This window comes from Streptomyces gilvus, from assembly GCF_022513565.1.
In the GTDB taxonomy this organism is placed as follows: domain Bacteria; phylum Actinomycetota; class Actinomycetes; order Streptomycetales; family Streptomycetaceae; genus Streptomyces; species Streptomyces gilvus.
In genome coordinates this window covers 646,690-663,712 of sequence record NZ_JAKWBE010000001.1, presented here as the reverse complement: position 1 = coordinate 663,712, position 17,023 = coordinate 646,690, and the positions used below count along the sequence as shown (strand labels likewise).

Genomic DNA, 17,023 nt, shown 5'->3' with positions numbered 1-17,023 from the left:
CCTCAACTCGTCGCCTGCGGGGGCAGGTTGTACGGGGTGACCACCTGGATCGCGGACGGCAGGGTGGGTCCGGCGGGCGGCAGGGCGTCATGGGCGCGCATGACGATGTGGCAGGCCTCGCGCATGTCCTGGCGCAGGTCGTGGTGGAGGACGGCGGAGAGGCGGTGCTCGCGCAGCAGGAGGGTGTTGTCGTGGTCGAGGTCGTGCGCGACGAACACGGCGCACTCGCGGCCCAGGTCCTCGAAGGCGCGCAGGGTGGCGATGTTGCCGCCGCCGATGGAGTAGACGGCCCGGATGTCCGGGTCGCGTTCCAGGGCGGCCCGTACGAGGTCGTACTGAGTGGCGTCCAGGCCCTGGCCCTCGGCGATCTCGACCAGCGCGCGCTCGGGGTGACGGGCGCGCATGACGCTGCGGAAGCCCATCTCGCGCTCCTCCTCGTTGCGGAAGAAGCCGCTGCTGAGGCTGGTGAGGACGTTGCCGGGCCGGCCGCCGAGCCACTGGCCCATCAGGTACGCGGCGGTCGCGCCGGCCGCCCGGTTGTCGATGCCGACATAGCCGAGGCGGGCGGTCGCGGGCAGGTCGGTGACGAGCGTGACGACGGGGATGCCGGCCTCGGCGAGGCGGGCGACGGCGGCGGTGATCTCGGGGACGTCCGGCGCCTTGAGGATCACGCCCTGCGAGCCGCGCCGGGCGATCCGGTCCAGGATCCGCGTCAGCTCCGCCACCGGGCCGGTCTCGCGGAAGTGGAAGCGGGAGCGCACGACGGCGGGGTGCAGCGAGGGCAGTTCGGCCTCCAGGGCGGCGCGCACGGCGGTGGAGAACCGCTCCGGGGTCTGCATCACTATGTCGATCATGAAGGTCCGGCCGAGCAGCCGGACCTGGGTGCGCTGGCGGTCCAGGTCGGCGATGGCCTGCCGGACCTCCCGCACGGTGGACTCACGCACCCCGCCCCGGGCGTTGAGGACCCGGTCCACCGTGGCCTCGCTCAGGCCGGCCTGACGTGCGATCTCCCGGATCGGGAAGGGATGGCCCATGCGGTGACTCCTCGGGTCTCCTTGAGGGGTTTTTGATGGCCGCCTGCTGGTTGTTCGACGGGTTTGTGCTGACAAGAATGGCAGCGCTGAGTCGCCCCTGTCACCGAGAGGACGCAGATGTCCTTCACCGCCGTACACCGCCGTGCCTGGCTGTCCGAGCAGGACTGCGACCTCGACTCCTTCCGCGCGCTGGTCGAGCGGACGGCCGACCCCGCCGACTACCCGCACGCCTCAGGGGTGGAGCGGAACGTCCTGCTGTACGACGCCGGGCGCCTCGGGGCGGCCCGGGAGCGCCGGGACATCCAGGAGGAGCTGGTCAGGGCGCTGACCGACGGCCCCGGCGTCGTGGTGTTCCGGGGGGCGTTCCCCGACGCGGCGGTGGTCGACCGGCTCACCGAGGTGTTCGAGGCGCTGATCCGCGAGCAGTACGCGGCGGGCCTGACGGCCGGCGACCACTTCGCCAGGCCCGGCGCGAACGAGCGGGTGTGGAACGCGCTGGAGAAGGCGGCGCTCTACGACCCGGCGGCGTTCGCCGACTACTACGCCAACCCCGTGCTCGCCCTGGTCTCGCAGGCCTGGCTGGGCCCCGGCTATCAGGTGACCTCGCAGGTCAACGTCGTCAACCCGGGCGGTCTCGCGCAGACCGCGCACCGCGACTACCACCTCGGCTTCCTCTCCGACGAGGCCGCCGCGGCGTATCCGGCGCATGTGCACCGCCTCTCCCCCGTGCTCACCCTGCAGGGCGCGGTCGCCCACCGCGACATGCCGGTGGAGTCGGGGCCGACGCTGTACCTGCCCTTCTCGCAGGCCTACGAGCCCGGCTACCTGGCCTGGCGGCGGCCGGAGTTCCAGACGTACTTCAAGGAGCACCACGTCCAGCTCCCGCTCGCCAAGGGCGACGCCGCCTTCTTCAACCCGGCGCTGTTCCACGCCGCCGGCACCAACCGCACCACGGACGTGCGGCGCATGGCCAACCTGCTCCAGGTCTCCTCGGCCTTCGGGCGCGCGATGGAGACCGTGGACCGGGAGGCGGTGACGAACGCCGTCTACCCGGTGCTGCTGCGGCGCAGAGCGGACGGCGCCGACGCGGCCTGGCTGGAGAACGTGATCGCCGCGAGCGCCGAGGGCTACCCCTTCCCCACCAACCTCGACAGCGACCCACCGGTGGACGGCCTCGCCCCGCCCTCGCAGGCGGACGTCGTACGCCGGGCCCTCGCCGAGGCCTGGACCCCGCGGACCCTGCGCGACGAGCTGCGGGCGGGCAGCGAACGGCGGACCAGCTGACGTGAGCCGAAAGGACAACGCAGACACCATGGGACTTCTCGACGACAAGGTCGTCCTCGTCAACGGCGGCAGCCAGGGAGTGGGCGCCGCCATCGCGCGGGCCGCCGTGCGTGAGGGGGCGGTCGTGGCCGTCGCCGGCCGGCGGCCGGAGCCCGGCGAGGCGCTGGTCGCCGAGCTGACGGGCGCCGGCGGCAAGGCGATGTTCGTCCGCGCCGACCTCGCTGACGCCGGGCAGGCCAAGGCCGCCGTGGAGGACGTGGTCGCCGCGTACGGGCGGATCGACTGCCTGGTCAACTCCGCGGGGCTCACCTCCCGGGGCACGCTGCTCGACACCACGCCGGAGCTGTTCGACCAGCACATCGCGATCAACCTGAAGGCGCCGTTCTTCGCCATGCAGGCCGCCGTCGCGGACATGGTCGCCCGCAAGGCGCCCGGCACGGTCGTCAACATCATCACCTCCTCGGCGCACGGCGGGCAGCCCTTCCTCGCCCCGTACGTCGCCGCCAAGGCCGGTCTGATCGGCCTGACCCGCAACGCCGCGCACGCCCACCGCTTCGACCGGGTCCGCATCAACGGACTGAACATCGGCTGGACGGCGACCGAGGGCGAGGACGCCACGCAGAAGGCCTTCCACGGCGCCGGCGACGACTGGCGCGAGCAGGCCGCGGCCAGGCTGCCGATGGGCAAGCTGGGCCAGCCCGACGAGATCGCCGACTTCGTGGTCTTCCTGCTGTCGGACCGCTCGGGCGTGGTCACCGGATCGGTGATCGACTGGGACCAGAACGTCCTCGGCGGCCTCGACTGACCCCCCTCCTCTCCGCTCGCGAGAACCACTCAAGGAGCTGCACCCCATGCGTATCGGCATTCTCGGCCTCGGCCGTATCGGCGCCTTCCACGCCGAGACCCTCTCCGGGCTCGACGTGGTCGAGTCGCTCGTCCTCACCGACCCGTTCGCGGACGCCGCCAAGTCCGCCGCGGAGCGGTTCGGCGGCGAGGTCGTGGACTCGCCTCAGGCCCTGCTGGCCGCCGGTGTCGACGGCATCGTGGTCGCGGCCGCGACGGACGCCCACCCCGGGCTGATCCTGGCCGGCGTCGAGGCCGGCATCCCCGTCTTCTGCGAGAAGCCGGTGGCCAGGACCATGGCCGAGGGCGTCCAGGTCCTCAAGGCCGTCGAGGGCACGGACGTGCCGATCCAGATCGGCTACAACCGCCGCTTCGACGCCGGTTTCGTCGCCGCCCGCGCCGCCGTGCGGAGCGGTGAGCTGGGCACCCTGCACACCGTGCGCTCGACCACGCTGGACCCGGCGCCGCCGCCGGCCGCCTACATCGCCGCCTCCGGCGGCATCTTCCGCGACTGCAGCGTGCACGACTTCGACATCATCCGCTGGGTGACCGGCCGCGAGGTCGTCGAGGTGTACGCCGTCGGCGGCAACCGGGGCGCCGAGTACATCAAGGAGGCGGGCGACGCCGACACCACCGGCGCGATCCTCACTCTCGACGACGGCACCATCTGCGTGGTGTCCAACTCCCGCCACAACGCCCGGGGTTACGACGTCCGCATGGAGATCCACGGCTTCAAGGACTCCATCGCGGTGGGCCTGGAGGACAAGCTCCCGCTGCGCTCGGTCGAGCCCGGCGTGACCTTCCCGGCGGGCACCCCGCACGACTTCTTCATGGACCGCTTCACCGAGGCCTACCGCGCCGAACTCACCGCGTTCACCGAGGTCGTGGCCGGGAGGATCCCCTCGCCGTGCACGATCGCGGACGCCCTGGAGGCCGGCTGGATCGCCGACGCCTGCACGCTGTCCCTGCAGGAGCACCGGTCGGTGACGATCGCCGAGGTCCGCGCCGGCTGACGGGCACCGCCCCGGCTGCGGTGTTCCGGGTGCCGGCCGGCTCAGGCACCCGGAACATCATCGCGTCTCTCCCCGTATGACCATGGGACGGATCACGTCCCGCCCAACCGAGGAGCGACGACCATGAACGCCGGCCAGAAGCCGATGTCCCCGCCCTACGAAGGCACCGCCCGCCACCGCAGCGCGGTGGTCGTCGGCGCCGGACCGAGCGGCCTCGCCGTCGCCCGGGAACTGGAGCGCGCCGGGCACCGCGTGACCGTGCTGGAGGAACAGGACACCGTGGCCGGCAAGTGCCGCAGCGTCGACGTCGACGGGCACGCCTACGACCTCGGCGGCCACATCTGCACCCCCATGTACGAGCGGACCGCGGAGCTGGTGGCGGAGCTGGGCGTCGAGACCGAGCGCACCAGCCGCTACCGCGTCCTCGAAGCCGAGGGACGCGAGGCCGCCCGGCAGTCCATGGCGTTCCTGCGCGACGACGCCCTCCCGCGCTACCGGGCCCTGCGCGCACGGGAGTTCCCGCACATCGCCGAACCCGGGCTCGCGCACTCCGCGCGGGCCCTGGCCGCCCCGGTCGGCGCATGGCTGGCCGAGCACGGACTGCGGTCCATGGCCGAGTCGTTCGGCACCGGGTACACGGCCGCCGGGTACGGCTACCTCGACGACGACGTGCCGGCGCTGTACTTCGTCAAGTACGCCGAGATGACCGGCCTGTTGTCCGAAAGGCCCCGTCTCCTGGGCCACGCGGGCGCGTTCACCGTGGTGGGCGGGTTCGGCGCGCTGTGGCAGCGGGTCGCCGACGAGCTGAAGGACGTGCGGTGCGGGGTGCGCGTGCTGTCGGTCGAGCGCCGTGCCGAGGGGGTGCGGGTGCACACCGACTCCGGGCCGGTGTCGGCGGACGCGCTGGTGCTGGCCGTCCCGCTGGACCGGATCCTGCCGGTCCTGGACGCCACCGAGGAGGAGCGCGACCTCGCCGGACGCGTGCGCGCCAACGCCTACCACACCACCCTCGCCTCCGCGCCGGGCCTGCCCGAGGACGCCTTCTACTTCCTCGGCCGGCACACCGCGAGCCGGGAGGCGACGGGCCACTGCGTCTCGTACCACCACCGCTACCCGGGCAGCGACGTACGGACCTTCTACTCCTACGGCCGTCCCGAGGACGTCTTGGCGCTGCTGCCGGAGGACGTCGCCGGGCTCGGCGGGCGGCTGGCGGAGGTGCATCTGCGGTGCGCGTGGGCGTTCATGCCGCACTTCGGCAGCGCCGACCTCGCCGACGGCGTCCTGGAGCGGCTGGAGGCGCTGCAGGGCCGCGCCAACACGTACCACGTCGGCGGTCTGCCCGCCTTCGAGCTGATCGAGTCCACCGTGGCCCACGCCCAGGACCTCGCCCGCCGGCACTTCCCCCCGGCACACTGAACCCGCGGCAACGGATCAAGGAGGAACACCCGTCATGAGTGAAGCGGTCGCCAAGCCCCTGCGCATCGGCGTCCTGGGCGCCGCGCGGATCACCGAGCGCGCCCTGATCGACCCGGCCCGCGCCGCCGGGCACCGCCTCGTCGCGGTGGCCGCCCGCGACCGGTCCCGCGCCGAGGCCTTCGCCGCCGGGCACGGCGTGGAGCGGGTCGTCAACTCCTACGCCGACCTGCTCGCCGACCCCGAGGTCGAGGTCGTCTACAACCCGCTCGCCAACGGTCTGCACGGCCCGTGGAACCTCGCCGCCCTCGCGGCCGGCAAGCACGTCCTGAGCGAGAAGCCGTCGGCGAGCAACGCCGAGGAGGCCGCCGAGGTGCGGGAGGCGGCGGCGAAGGCCGGCACGGTGTTCATGGAGGCCTTCCACTACCTCTTCCACCCGGTCACCCGGCGCCTGCACGAGATCGTGGAGAGCGGCGAGATCGGCGAGCTGCGCGCGGTGGAGACGCTGGTCGCCATCCCCGCTCCCCCGGACGCCGACCCCCGCTGGTCCCTCGCCCTGGCCGGCGGCGCCGTGATGGACCTGGGCTGCTACAGCCTGCACGCCGTGCGGATGCTGGCCCCGTGGGCGGGCGGCGCCCCGCGTCTGGTCTCCGCGCGGGGCGGCGAACGGGCGGGGGCGCCCGGTGTCGACGAGTGGCTGGACGCCGAGCTGGAGTTCCCGAACGGGGCGACGGGCTCGGCCCGTTGTCACATGGCGTACGACGAGCTGGAGATGAGCTGCCGGATCATCGGCACCGAGGGCGAGGTGAGCGCCCCGAACTTCGTGCTGCCGCAGCTGGACGACCGGGTGGTGGTCCGTACGGCGCGGGGCGAGCGGACCGAGCGGCTGGGCACCCGGTCCTCGTACACCTACCAGCTGGAGGCGTTCGCGGCGCGGGTGCGCGGCGGCGCCCCGTTGCCGCTGGGCCCAAAGGACGCGGTGGCGACGATGACGTTGATCGACGCCTGCTACCGGGCGGCGGGGTTCGAGCCGCGGCCGCGCACCGTCGTCGGCGGCTGAGATGAGTGCCGTCGTCACGCCCGCCCGGATCTCCGACATCCAGCAGGTGCTGGCGGATCACGCCCGGTACTGGGGCGGGCGTGACCTGCGGGCGCTCCATCTGCTGCCGCTGGTGCACGAGTTCGGGGAGACCTGTCTGGTGGCCCGCTCGGACGAGGGCGTCCTCGGGTATCTGATCGGCTTCGTCACGCCCGGCGGCACGGGGTACGTGCACCTGGTCGCCACGCGGGACGACGCCCGGGGCACGGGCCTGGGACGCGCGTTGTACGACGCGTTCGCCGAGGCCGCGGGGCGGCAGGGCGCGGTGCGGCTGAAGGCGATCACGTCGGTGGGCAACGAGGGCTCGATCGCCTTCCACCGCAGCCTCGGCTTCGGCGTGCGCGTCGAGGAGGAGTACAACGGGCCCGGTCAGCCGCGGGTCGTGTTCACCCGCGCGCTCGGCTGACCCGGTACAGCGGCGGGCGTTCCACCAGCTCCACGGGCACCCGGCCGCCGTCCTGAAGGGACCGTACGCCCGCCTCGCACACCGCCGCGACGGCGTAGCCGTCCCACACGCCGGGACCGGTGACCTCGCCGCGGCGGGTGGCGTCGACCCAGGCCTGGACCTCGCGGTCGTAGGCGTCGGCGAAGCGTTCGACGAAGTCCTGGGCGATGGTGCCGCCCCAGCGGCCGGCCATGTTCGTGACCAGGGCGTGGCCGTCGCCGACGCGGGCGGTGCCGCGTTCGCAGACCATCTCGGCCTGGACCTGGTAACCGAAGCCGCAGTTGACGAAGATCTCGACGTCGACGATAGCGCCGCCGTCGGTCTCGAACACCACGAACTGCGGGTCCTGCACCGCGTCCGGGGCGTTCGCGGAGGGGGTGGGGCGCAGCACCGTGACCGCGGTGATCTCCTGGTCCAGGAGCCAGCGGGTCACGTCCATCTCGTGCACCACGGAGTCGTTGATCAGCATCTCGCTGGTCCAGCCGGGCGGGCTCGCGACGTTGCGGTGCCGGTTGTGCAGCAGCAGCGGCCGGCCCAGCTGCCCTGTCTCCAAGAGGGCCTTGAGCCGCTGGTACTCGGCGTCGTAGCGCCGCATGAACCCGACCTGGACCCGGCGGTGGCCGAGGCGCTGCTCGGCCTCCATGACACGCAGGGCGGAGGCCGCGTCCGGGGTGAGCGGCTTCTCGCACAGCACGGGCAGGTCCCGCTCGAACGCCGCCGTCAGGGCCGCCTCGTGGGCGGGCCCCGGGGAGGCGATGAGCACGGCGTCGACGTCGGCCGCCGCCATCGCCGCGGCCGGGTCGGTGTGGGCGGTGCAGCCGTCGACGCGGGCGGCGACGGCCTTGGCGCGTTCCGCATCGACGTCCACGACGGCACTCACCCGGGCCCCGCTGGTGATGTCCTGGATACGGCGGACATGGTCGGCGCCCATCTTCCCGGTGCCGATGACGGCGACGCGCAGCATCTCGTGCCGGATCATGGTCGTCCCCCTCCGGGTGGTCAGGCGCCGCAGGACCTCAGGAAGTTGCGGGTGCGCACCGCGATGGGCAGCGGCTTGTCCGGCTCGCAGGGGTACATGTCCTGCTCGACGATGGCGAACAGCTCCACGCCGAGCTTCTGCGCCGCCTCCAGCACCGGCCCCAACTCCGGGACGCCGGACGGGGGTTCGCACATCACACCCCGCGCCACGGCGGGCCCGAACGGGGTGCCCTCGGCCCGCACCCCGGCCAGGATCTCCGGGTCGACCTGCTTGAGGTGCAGATAGCCGATCCGCTCGCCGTAGGTCTCGATCAGCTTGACGCTGTCGCCGCCGCAGTAGGCGTAGTGCCCGGTGTCCAGGCACAGGTTGACCAGTTCGGAGTCGGTCGAGTCGAGGAAGCGCTCGACGTGGTCCTCGGTGTCGACGTGGGTGTCGGCGTGCGGGTGCACGACGATGTCGAGACCGTAGGCCTCCTTCACCTCGTACCCGAGCCGCTCCATGCCCTTGGTCAGGTACGCCCACTGCTCACCGGTCAGCTCCGGCGGTTCGAGGATCTCGGCGGTCTTGTCGTCCCGCCAGAAGGACGGGATGACGACCAGGTGCCGGGCGCCCATCGCCCGGGTGAGCGCGGCGACCTGGCTGACGTGCTCCCAGGTGGCGTCCCAGACGGCGGGCCCGCGGTGCAGGCCGGTGAAGACGGTGCCGGCCGACACCTTCAGGTCCCGCTTGGCGATCTCCTCGGTGAGCCGGGCCGGGTCGGTCGGCAGATAGCCGTACGGACCCAGCTCGATCCACGGGTAGCCGGCCTCGGCGACCTCGTCCAGGAAGCGTTCCCAGGGCACCTGCCGCGGGTCGTCCGGGAACCACACGCCCCAGGAGTCGGGGGCCGAGCCGACCCGGATGCGGTCCAGGGCGCCGGCCATGTCAGGCCTTCCCTTCCGGACCCGCCGCCACGGGCGCGGTGAGGTCCCCCGCTTCGGGGAGCTCCTCGACGTCGACGCCGCGGACCTGGCTCAACTCGTGCTTGAGGGCCGCGAGTTCGGCGCCGCCGGCCATGTGGTTGGTGAGCTCTTCGAGGCTGACCTGGTCGCGGGAGGCGGACAGTTCCATGGTGCCCAGGCGCAGCACGCTGAAGTGGTCGCCGACCATGTAGGCGTGGTGGGGGTTGTGGGTGATGAAGATGACGCCGAGGCCGCGGTCGCGGGCGGCGGCGATGTACTTCAGCACCACGCCGGACTGCTTGACGCCGAGGGCGGCGGTGGGCTCGTCGAGGATGAGGACGCGGGCGCCGAAGTAGACGGCGCGGGCGATGGCCACGCACTGGCGCTGGCCGCCCGACAGGGTGCCGATGGGCTGTTCGAGGTCGTCGAGGACGATGCCCATCTCGCGCAGTTCGTGGTCGGCGGTCTGCTTCATCTTCGCGATGTCGAGACGGCGCAGGGGCCAGGGGCCGCGGGTCATCTCGGAGCCGAGGAAGAAGTTGCGCCACACCGGCATGAGGGGAACGACCGCGAGGTCCTGGTAGACGGTGGCGATGCCCCTGTCGAGTGCTTCGCGGGGGGTGGAGAAGCGGACGGGGGCGCCATCGACGAGGAACTCGCCCTCGGTGTGCTGGTGCAGCCCGGAGATGATCTTGATGAGGGTGGACTTGCCGGCGCCGTTGTCGCCGAGCACGCAGGTGACCCGGCTGGGGTGGACCTGGAGGCTGACGCCGTGCAGGGCGCGGATGTTGCCGTAGGACTTGCCCGCGTTGCGCAGTTCGACGATCGAGGCGTCCCCGCCCTCCGGCGGGGTGTCCGCGAGGATCGCTCCGTGGGTTCCGGTTCCGTTGTCTGTCATCGGGTCACCTCCGGGTCATGGTGCGCTGGACCCACAGATTGATCAGGACGGCGCCGAGCAGCATGACGCCGAGGAAGGCCTTGAACCAGTCGGGGTTCCAGCCGGCGTACACGATGCCCTGCTGCACCATGCCGAACATGAACGCGCCGAAGACCGGGCCGATGGCGGAGCCGAAGCCGCCGGTCAGCAGGCAGCCGCCGATCACCGCGCCGGAGATGTAGATCAGCTCGATGCCGACGCCCTCGCCGGACTGGACGGTGTTGAACGAGAACAGCTGGTGCATGCCGACGAACCAGGCGCCGAAGCCGACCAGCATGAACAGGGAGATCTTGGTGAAGGCCACGGGGACGCCGACGGCGCGGGCGGAGTCCTTGTTGCCGCCGACGGCGAAGATCCAGTTGCCGTACTTGGTGCGCAGCAGCACCCAGGTGGCGATCGCCGCGAACAGCAGCCACCAGAACACGGTGATCTTCACCTGCACGCCGCCGATGTCGAAGCTGGAGGCGAAGACGTCCTTGGCCTGGTTGAAGCCGTCCATGTTGCTGATGTCGTCGGTGGCGACGTTGCCGGTGACCAGCTTGGTCACCGCGAGGTTGACGCCCTGGAGGATCAGGAAGGTGCCCAGGGTGACCAGGAAGCTCGGCAGACCGGTCTTGACGACCATCCAGCCGTTGAAGAAGCCGATGGCCAGGGAGACGATCAGCGCGGCGAACACGCCGACCCAGACATTGAGGGTCAGCTGGTAGGCGGTCATGCTCGCGGTCAGCGCGGAGGTGATCACGCCGACGCCGGACGACAGGTCGAACTCGCCGCCGATCATCAGCAGGGCGACCGGGATGGTCACGATGCCGAGGGTGGAGGACTGGTAGAGGATGTTCGCCATGGCGCTGGCCTCGCGCACCGGCGGGGCGGCGATCAGGAAGAACACGTAGACCGCCACGGCACCGAGGAACACACCCACCTCGGGCCGGGCCAACAGGCGTACGGCCAGGGGACGTTCGGCCGTACGGCCGTCGGTCGCCTTGGGGCCGGGGGCCGGCGGTGTCTTCACCGCCGGCTCGGCGTGCTGGGTCATGCTCGTCACCTGGTGCCCTTCGCGGCGAACTGCGCGACCTGGGCGACGTTGGACTTGTCGACGAAGGCCGGGCCGGTCAGCACAGGCTGCTCACCGCCGCCGCTGTAGTTGCCGTTGTTCTTGTAGAGCCACAGCGAGTCGATCGCCAGGTAGCCCTGCAGGTAGGGCTGCTGGTCCACCGCGAACTGGATCGTGCCCTTGCTGATGGCTCCGGTGAGGTCCTTGTTGAGGTCGAAGGTCGCGATCTTCGCCTTGCTCCCTGCGTCGGAAACCGACTGCACGGCGATCAGCGCGACGGGAGCGCCGAGCGCGACCACGTAGTCGATCGAGCTGTCCTGCTTCAGCTTGGCGGTGATCGTCGACTTCACGGACGGCGCGTCGGTGCCGTTGACGTACAGCACCTCCGTCTTGCCGGTGAACGTCTTCTTCACACCGTCGCAGCGCTGGGTGAGGCCGACGTTGCCCTGCTCCTGGATGACACACACGGCCTTCTTGGCGCCCTCGGAGTTCAGCCTGTTGCCGAGGGCTTCACCGGCCACCGTCTCGTCCTGGCCGAAGAACTCCAGCAGGCCGAGCTTCTTCCAGTCGCTCACACCGGAATTGAGGCCCACGACGGGTATGTTGGCCGCCTTCGCCTTGCCCACAACGGCCTTCATGGCGTCCGGCTTCGCGAGGGTGACCGCGATGCCGTCCACCTTCTGGTCGATCGCGTTCTGCACCAGGTTGGACTGGTTGCCCGCGTTCGGGTCGGCGGAGTAGATCAGCTTGATGTTGTCCTTGGCCGCGGCCGCCTCGGCACCCTTGCGGACGATGTCCCAGAAGGTGTCGCCGGGCGACTGGTGCGTGACCAGCGCGACGGTCATGCGGGGGGTGTTGGCCTTGCCGGCGGAGGCCGCCGCGCCGTTGTCCTCGGACTTCTTGCCCCCGGAACTGCTGGAGCAGCCGGCGAGGGTCAGGGCAGCCGCCGCAGCCACCGCGACGATGGGCACGAGTCTGCGGGAGCGGGGGTGAGAAGAGCGGTCCATCTTTCCTGGCACCTCACTGTGCTTTCGGGGGAAAGGAGAGGGATCACGAAGATCCAGGGCCCGGGATCTTGGCATGTTCGGGTCGTCCGCCGCAAACGCGGCGGTTGCGTTGGGACGGGATCAAACCCCCGGTAGCGCCCGCTGTCAATACTTTGTTAAGACATCATTTCACGAGCTAGTCCGAATGTAAGTACAAACTATTGACAGCGCCCTCGTCCGGGGCCTACACCTGGGAGGCGGCAGGCCCCTTGGGACCCGCGTCCCCAGTCCCGTCCGAGGAGCACGCATGACCGCGTCAGCCCAGCCCTTCGACCTGATCACCATGGGCCGTATCGGAGTCGATCTCTACCCCCTGCAGTCGGGTGTGGCCCTGCCTCGGGTCGAGACCTTCGGCAAGTTCCTCGGCGGTTCGGCCGCGAACGTCGCGGTCGCCGCCGCCCGGCTCGGCCGGTCCACCGCGGTGATCACCCGCACCGGGGACGACCCCTTCGGCGCCTTTCTGCACGAGGCGCTGAAGGAGTTCGGCGTCGACGACCGCTGGGTCGCGCCCGTCGCCGCGTACCCGACACCGGTGACCTTCTGCGAGATCTTTCCTCCGGACGACTTCCCTCTTTACTTCTATCGGCAGCCTAAGGCCCCTGACCTGGAGATACACACCGGGGACCTGGACTTCTTCGCCATTCGGTCGACCCGCGTCTTCTGGATCACCGGCACCGGCCTGAGCGAGGAGCCCAGCCGCTCCGCCACGCTGGCCGCCCTGAAGGCCCGCGGCAGGACCGGCATCACCGTCTTCGACCTCGACTGGCGGCCGATGTTCTGGGCAGATCCCGCGGAAGCCCGGCCCTACTACGCGGAGGCCCTTCGGCACGCCACTGTCGCGGTCGGCAACCTCGACGAGTGCGAGGTCGCCACCGGCGTGCGCGAACCGCGGGCCTGCGCCGAGGCGCTGCTCGCGGCCGGCGTGGAGCTGGCCGTCGTCAAGCAGGGCCCCGAGGGCGTGCTGGCGGTGCACCGCGACGGCACCACCGCCGAGATCCCGCCGGTCCCGGTGGAGGTGGCCAACGGACTCGGCGCGGGTGACGCCTTCGGCGGAGCGCTGGTGCACGGGCTGCTGTCAGGTTGGGAGTTGGCCGAAACCATGCGGTACGCGGGTGCGGCCGGGGCCCTGGTCGCCTCCCGCCTCGCCTGCTCCTCCGCGATGCCCACCGAGGCCGAGGTCGAAGACCTGCTGGCGCGAGCCCCTGTTGCCTGAACGGAGCCTTCCTTGACCCTCAGCATCCCCGACCTCGTCTCGGTCCGGGCCCGGCACCCCGAGGCGATCGCCGAGGCGGCCGCCCGGCGCAGGCGCCGGCCGCTCCTCGCCGCGAGCGGCCGCCTGATGATCGTGGCCGCCGACCACCCGGCCCGCGGCGCCCTCGGCGTCGGCGGCCGCGCACTCGCCATGGCGGACCGCCGGGACCTCCTGGAGCGCCTGTGCGTGGCGCTGTCCCGGCCGGGCGTCGACGGGGTGCTGGCCACCGCCGACATCCTGGAGGACCTGCTGCTGCTCGGCGTGCTCGACGACAAGGTTGTCATGGGCTCCATGAACCGCGGGGGTCTCGCGGGCGCCGCCTTCGAACTGGACGACCGCTTCACCGGCCACCGCCCCGAGGACATCGCCCGCCTCCGCTTCGACGCGGGCAAGCTGCTGCTGCGCATCGACTACGCCGACCCGGGCTCGCTGACCACGCTGGAGTCCACCGCCCGCGCGATCGACGCCATGGCGGAGCGCCGGCTGCCGCTGTTCGTCGAGCCGTTCGTCTCGCACCGGATCGACGGCAGGGTCCGCAACGACCTGTCCGCCGAGGCCGTCACGAAGTCGATCGCCATCGCCTCGGGCCTCGGCGGCACCTCCGCCTACACCTGGCTGAAGCTGCCCGTCACCGAGGACCCGGACGCCATGGGCGAGGTCCTGGAGACCTCCACCCTGCCGGTGGTCCTGCTGGGCGGCGAGGTGGGCGAGGACCAGGAAAGCGCCTACGAGCGCTGGCGCAAGGCGCTCAGGCTGCCGACGGTGCTGGGGATGGTCGTCGGCCGGTCGCTGCTCTACCCGGCGGAGGGCAGCGTGGAGAACGCGGTGGACACGGCTGTCGGGCTGCTGTGATCGCGGCTGACATGACACGGACGAGGAGTGCCCTATGACCCACCACCTTCCCGCCGGAAAGGCCCTCGGCGGCCCCTACGTCGTGGACGTCACCCCCGAGAAGGCCGGCTGGGGCCACTCCGGCCTGCGCGTGCTGGAGCTGCCGCCGGGCGGCACGCACTCCTTCGACACCGGCGAGAGCGAGTGGATCGTGCTGGCGCTGAGCGGCGGCTGCACGGTGACCTCCGACGACGACTTCGGCCACGACACCTTCGAACTCACCGGCCGCGAGAGCGTGTTCAGCGCGGTCAGCGACTTCGCCTATGTGCCGCGGGACGCCCGTACGACCGTCACGAGCGCCGGCGGCGGACGGTTCGCGCTCACCGGTGCGCGCTGCGCCCGCCGGCTGCCCGCCCGCTACGGGCCGGCCTCCTCCGTGCCGGTGGAGCTGCGCGGCACCGGGAACTCCTCCCGTCAGGTCAACAACTTCGGCGCGGCGGGCGTCTTCGAGTGCGACAAGCTGATCGCCGTCGAGGTGATCACCCCCGGCGGCAACTGGTCGTCGTTCCCGCCGCACAAGCACGACGAGCACCGGCCGGGCGAGGAGTCCGTCCTCGAAGAGGTCTACTACTTCGAGTTCGCGGACCACGACGGCATCCCCGGCCTCGGCTACCAGCGCGTCTCCCCCTCCGGACACGGACACGGCACCGACGTCCTGGCGGAGGTGCGCGACGGCGACGTCGTGCTGATCCCCGACGGCTGGCACGGACCGTCCATGGCCGTGCCCGGCCACCACATGTACTACCTCAACGTCATGGCGGGCCCCGAGCCCGAGCGGGCCTGGCTGATCTGCGACCACCCCGATCACGCCTGGATCCGCGACACCTGGGCCGACCATCCGGTCGACCCCCGCCTCCCCCTCTACACGGCACCGGAGAAGTCCTGATGAGCACCCCCACCCGCCGCCTGACCGTCGCCCAGGCCCTGGTGCGGTTCCTGTCCGCCCAGTACACCGAGCGCGACGGCGTACGACAGCGGCTGATCGCCGGCACCTGGGGCATCTTCGGCCACGGCAACGTCGCCGGCCTCGGCCAGGCCCTCCTGGAGGCGGGCGAGGACACCATGCCCTTCCACCAGGGCCGCAACGAGCAGGCGATGGTGCACGCGGCCGTGGGCTACGCCCGCCAGCTGGACCGGCTCTCCGCGCAGGCGGTCACCACCTCCATCGGCCCCGGCGCCACCAACCTGGTCACGGGCGCCGCCCTCGCCACCATCAACCGCCTCCCGGTCCTGCTCCTGCCCGGCGACTACTTCGCCACCCGCGTCGCCGACCCGCTGCTGCAGCAGTTGGAGCACCCGGTGGAGGCGGACCTGTCGGTCAACGACACCCTGCGCCCGGTCTCCCGGTACTTCGACCGCGTCACCCGCCCCGAGGCCCTGATCCCCTCCGCGCTGAACGCCATGCGCGTCCTCGCCGACCCGGTGGAGACCGGCGCGGTCACCCTGGCCCTCCCCCAGGACGTGCAGGCCGAGGCGTACGACTGGCCGGAGGAGTTCTTCGCCGAGCGCGTGTGGCACGTACGGCGTCCCGCCCCCGATCCCCGGGAGCTGGCCGAGGCGGTGGCGGCGATCCGGGGCGCCGAGCGTCCGCTGATCGTCGCGGGCGGCGGCGTCCACCACAGCCGGGCCGAGGACGCGCTGAAGGCGCTGGTGGACGCGACCGGCATCCCGGTCGCCTCGACCCAGGCGGGCAAGGGCTCGCTGCGCCACGACCACCCCGCCGACCTCGGCGGCATCGGCCACACCGGCACGGCGGTCAGCGACGGCATCGCGCGCACGGCCGATCTGGTGATCGGCGTGGGGACGAGGTACACGGACTTCACGACCGCCTCCAACACGCTCTTCCAGCGGCCGGACGTCCGCTTCGTCAACCTCAACATCGCGGCCTTCGACGCTCACAAGCTGGCCGCCCGGACACTCGTCTGCGATGCGCGCGCGGGACTCACGGCGTTGACGGAGGCACTGGCCGGTCATCGTGTGAACTCGGTTTACGAGGAGGAGTACCGGGCCGGCAAGGAGCGCTGGGAGCAGGTCGTCGAGGCCGCTCTCACCGCCGCCGACGACAGCGCCGTCCCGACCCAGACCCAGGTGCTCGGCGCCCTGGACGCGGTCGTCGGCGACGAGGACGTGGTGATCAACGCGGCCGGCTCGCTCCCGGGCGACCTGCACAAGCTGTGGCGGGCCCGCAGCCGGCGCCAGTACCACCTGGAGTACGGCTACTCCTGCATGGGCTACGAGATCCCGGCCGGCATCGGCGTCCAGCAGGCCGCTCCGAACACCCCGGTCTGGTCCCTGGTGGGCGACGGCACCTATCTGATGATGCCGACGGAGATCGTCACCGCCGTCCAGGAGGGCCTGCCGGTCAACCTCGTCCTGATCCAGAACCACGGCTACGCCTCCATCGGCGGCCTGTCCGAGTCCGTCGGCGGCGAGCGCTTCGGCACCGCCTACCGCTACCGGGCCGCCGACGGCACCTTCTCCGGCGCCCCGCTCCCCGTCGACCTGGCCGCCAACGCGGGCAGCCTCGGCATGGACGTCCTGCGCGCCAAGACGGTCGGCGAACTGCGCGAGGCGCTCGCCGCGGCCCGCGCCTCCGACCGCCCGACCTGCGTCTACGTCGAGACCGACACCGCCACCCCGACCGCTCCCCCGGCGGAGACCTGGTGGGACGTGCCGGTCGCCGCGACCGCCTCCCGCGAGGCCGCCGTACGGGCCCGTGAGGAGTACGACCGCCAGGTCGCCGACCAGCGCCGCCACCTCTGAGCGCCGCCACTTCTGAACCCCCGCCCCGC

16 protein-coding genes are annotated in these 17,023 nt (G+C 71.8%); 10 read left to right on the top strand and 6 right to left on the bottom strand.

What is annotated here, in order from left to right:
• Positions 1-2 precede the first annotated feature (2 nt).
• Positions 3-1,034, bottom strand: coding sequence for a LacI family DNA-binding transcriptional regulator (locus MKW14_RS03010; RefSeq protein ID WP_240858578.1), 1,032 nt, complete (start codon positions 1,032-1,034; stop codon positions 3-5).
• Positions 1,035-1,151: 117 nt separating this feature from the next.
• On the opposite strand from MKW14_RS03010, the gene MKW14_RS03005 reads away from it, so the two are divergent.
• The 6 genes from MKW14_RS03005 (at position 1,152) to MKW14_RS02980 (ending at position 7,092) form a co-directional block, all read left to right on the top strand.
• Positions 1,152-2,318, top strand: coding sequence for a phytanoyl-CoA dioxygenase family protein (locus MKW14_RS03005; protein ID WP_240858577.1), 1,167 nt, complete (start codon positions 1,152-1,154; stop codon positions 2,316-2,318).
• A gap of 28 nt (positions 2,319-2,346) precedes the next feature.
• Entirely contained in the window at positions 2,347-3,123 is a 777-nt protein-coding gene (locus tag MKW14_RS03000; protein ID WP_240858576.1) for an SDR family oxidoreductase, read from the top strand.
• Positions 3,124-3,169: 46 nt separating this feature from the next.
• A complete protein-coding gene (locus MKW14_RS02995) occupies positions 3,170-4,174 on the top strand; it encodes a Gfo/Idh/MocA family protein (RefSeq protein ID WP_240858575.1) in 1,005 nt (334 codons plus the stop codon).
• A 123-nt stretch (positions 4,175-4,297) separates the two neighbouring features.
• A complete protein-coding gene (locus MKW14_RS02990; protein ID WP_240858573.1) occupies positions 4,298-5,590 on the top strand; it encodes a protoporphyrinogen/coproporphyrinogen oxidase in 1,293 nt (430 codons plus the stop codon).
• A 34-nt stretch (positions 5,591-5,624) separates the two neighbouring features.
• Positions 5,625-6,647 (top strand): Gfo/Idh/MocA family protein, encoded by a 1,023-nt coding sequence (locus MKW14_RS02985; protein WP_240858572.1) that lies wholly within the window; start codon positions 5,625-5,627, stop codon positions 6,645-6,647.
• A gap of 1 nt (position 6,648) precedes the next feature.
• Complete coding sequence (locus MKW14_RS02980) at positions 6,649-7,092, top strand: GNAT family N-acetyltransferase (RefSeq protein ID WP_240858571.1); 444 nt, start codon at positions 6,649-6,651, stop codon at positions 7,090-7,092.
• On the opposite strand, the gene MKW14_RS02975 is transcribed toward MKW14_RS02980, so the two are convergent.
• The 5 genes from MKW14_RS02975 to MKW14_RS02955 are packed head-to-tail and all read right to left on the bottom strand — an operon-like array spanning position 7,073 to position 12,049.
• On the bottom strand, positions 7,073-8,110 hold the full coding sequence (locus MKW14_RS02975; RefSeq protein WP_240858570.1) for a Gfo/Idh/MocA family protein: 1,038 nt from the start codon (positions 8,108-8,110) through the stop codon (positions 7,073-7,075). The genes MKW14_RS02980 and MKW14_RS02975 overlap by 20 nt on opposite strands.
• Positions 8,111-8,130: 20 nt before the next feature.
• The gene (locus MKW14_RS02970; protein ID WP_240858569.1) at positions 8,131-9,033 is read right to left on the bottom strand and encodes a sugar phosphate isomerase/epimerase family protein; all 903 of its coding nucleotides are present in this window, start codon (positions 9,031-9,033) and stop codon (positions 8,131-8,133) included.
• Between the two features lies 1 nt (position 9,034).
• A complete protein-coding gene (locus MKW14_RS02965; protein ID WP_240858568.1) occupies positions 9,035-9,949 on the bottom strand; it encodes an ATP-binding cassette domain-containing protein in 915 nt (304 codons plus the stop codon).
• A 4-nt stretch (positions 9,950-9,953) separates the two neighbouring features.
• On the bottom strand, positions 9,954-11,024 hold the full coding sequence (locus MKW14_RS02960) for an ABC transporter permease (protein WP_240858567.1): 1,071 nt from the start codon (positions 11,022-11,024) through the stop codon (positions 9,954-9,956).
• Positions 11,025-11,029: 5 nt separating this feature from the next.
• A complete protein-coding gene (locus tag MKW14_RS02955; RefSeq protein WP_240858566.1) occupies positions 11,030-12,049 on the bottom strand; it encodes a sugar ABC transporter substrate-binding protein in 1,020 nt (339 codons plus the stop codon).
• 286 nt (positions 12,050-12,335) lie between these two features.
• Here MKW14_RS02955 and iolC point away from each other — a divergent pair, with 286 nt between their 5' ends.
• From iolC to iolD, 4 genes are read left to right on the top strand one after another with little or no spacing between them, the layout of a single operon-like run.
• Entirely contained in the window at positions 12,336-13,301 is a 966-nt protein-coding gene (gene iolC, locus MKW14_RS02950; protein WP_240858565.1) for a 5-dehydro-2-deoxygluconokinase, read from the top strand.
• A 12-nt stretch (positions 13,302-13,313) separates the two neighbouring features.
• Positions 13,314-14,192, top strand: coding sequence for a Cgl0159 family (beta/alpha)8-fold protein (locus MKW14_RS02945; RefSeq protein ID WP_240858564.1), 879 nt, complete (start codon positions 13,314-13,316; stop codon positions 14,190-14,192).
• Between the two features lie 34 nt (positions 14,193-14,226).
• Entirely contained in the window at positions 14,227-15,117 is an 891-nt protein-coding gene (iolB, locus tag MKW14_RS02940) for a 5-deoxy-glucuronate isomerase (RefSeq protein ID WP_240858562.1), read from the top strand.
• Positions 15,117-16,994 (top strand): 3D-(3,5/4)-trihydroxycyclohexane-1,2-dione acylhydrolase (decyclizing), encoded by a 1,878-nt coding sequence (gene iolD / locus MKW14_RS02935; RefSeq protein WP_240858561.1) that lies wholly within the window; start codon positions 15,117-15,119, stop codon positions 16,992-16,994. The genes iolB and iolD overlap by 1 nt, the downstream gene beginning before the upstream one ends.
• The last annotated feature ends 29 nt before the right edge of the window (positions 16,995-17,023 follow it).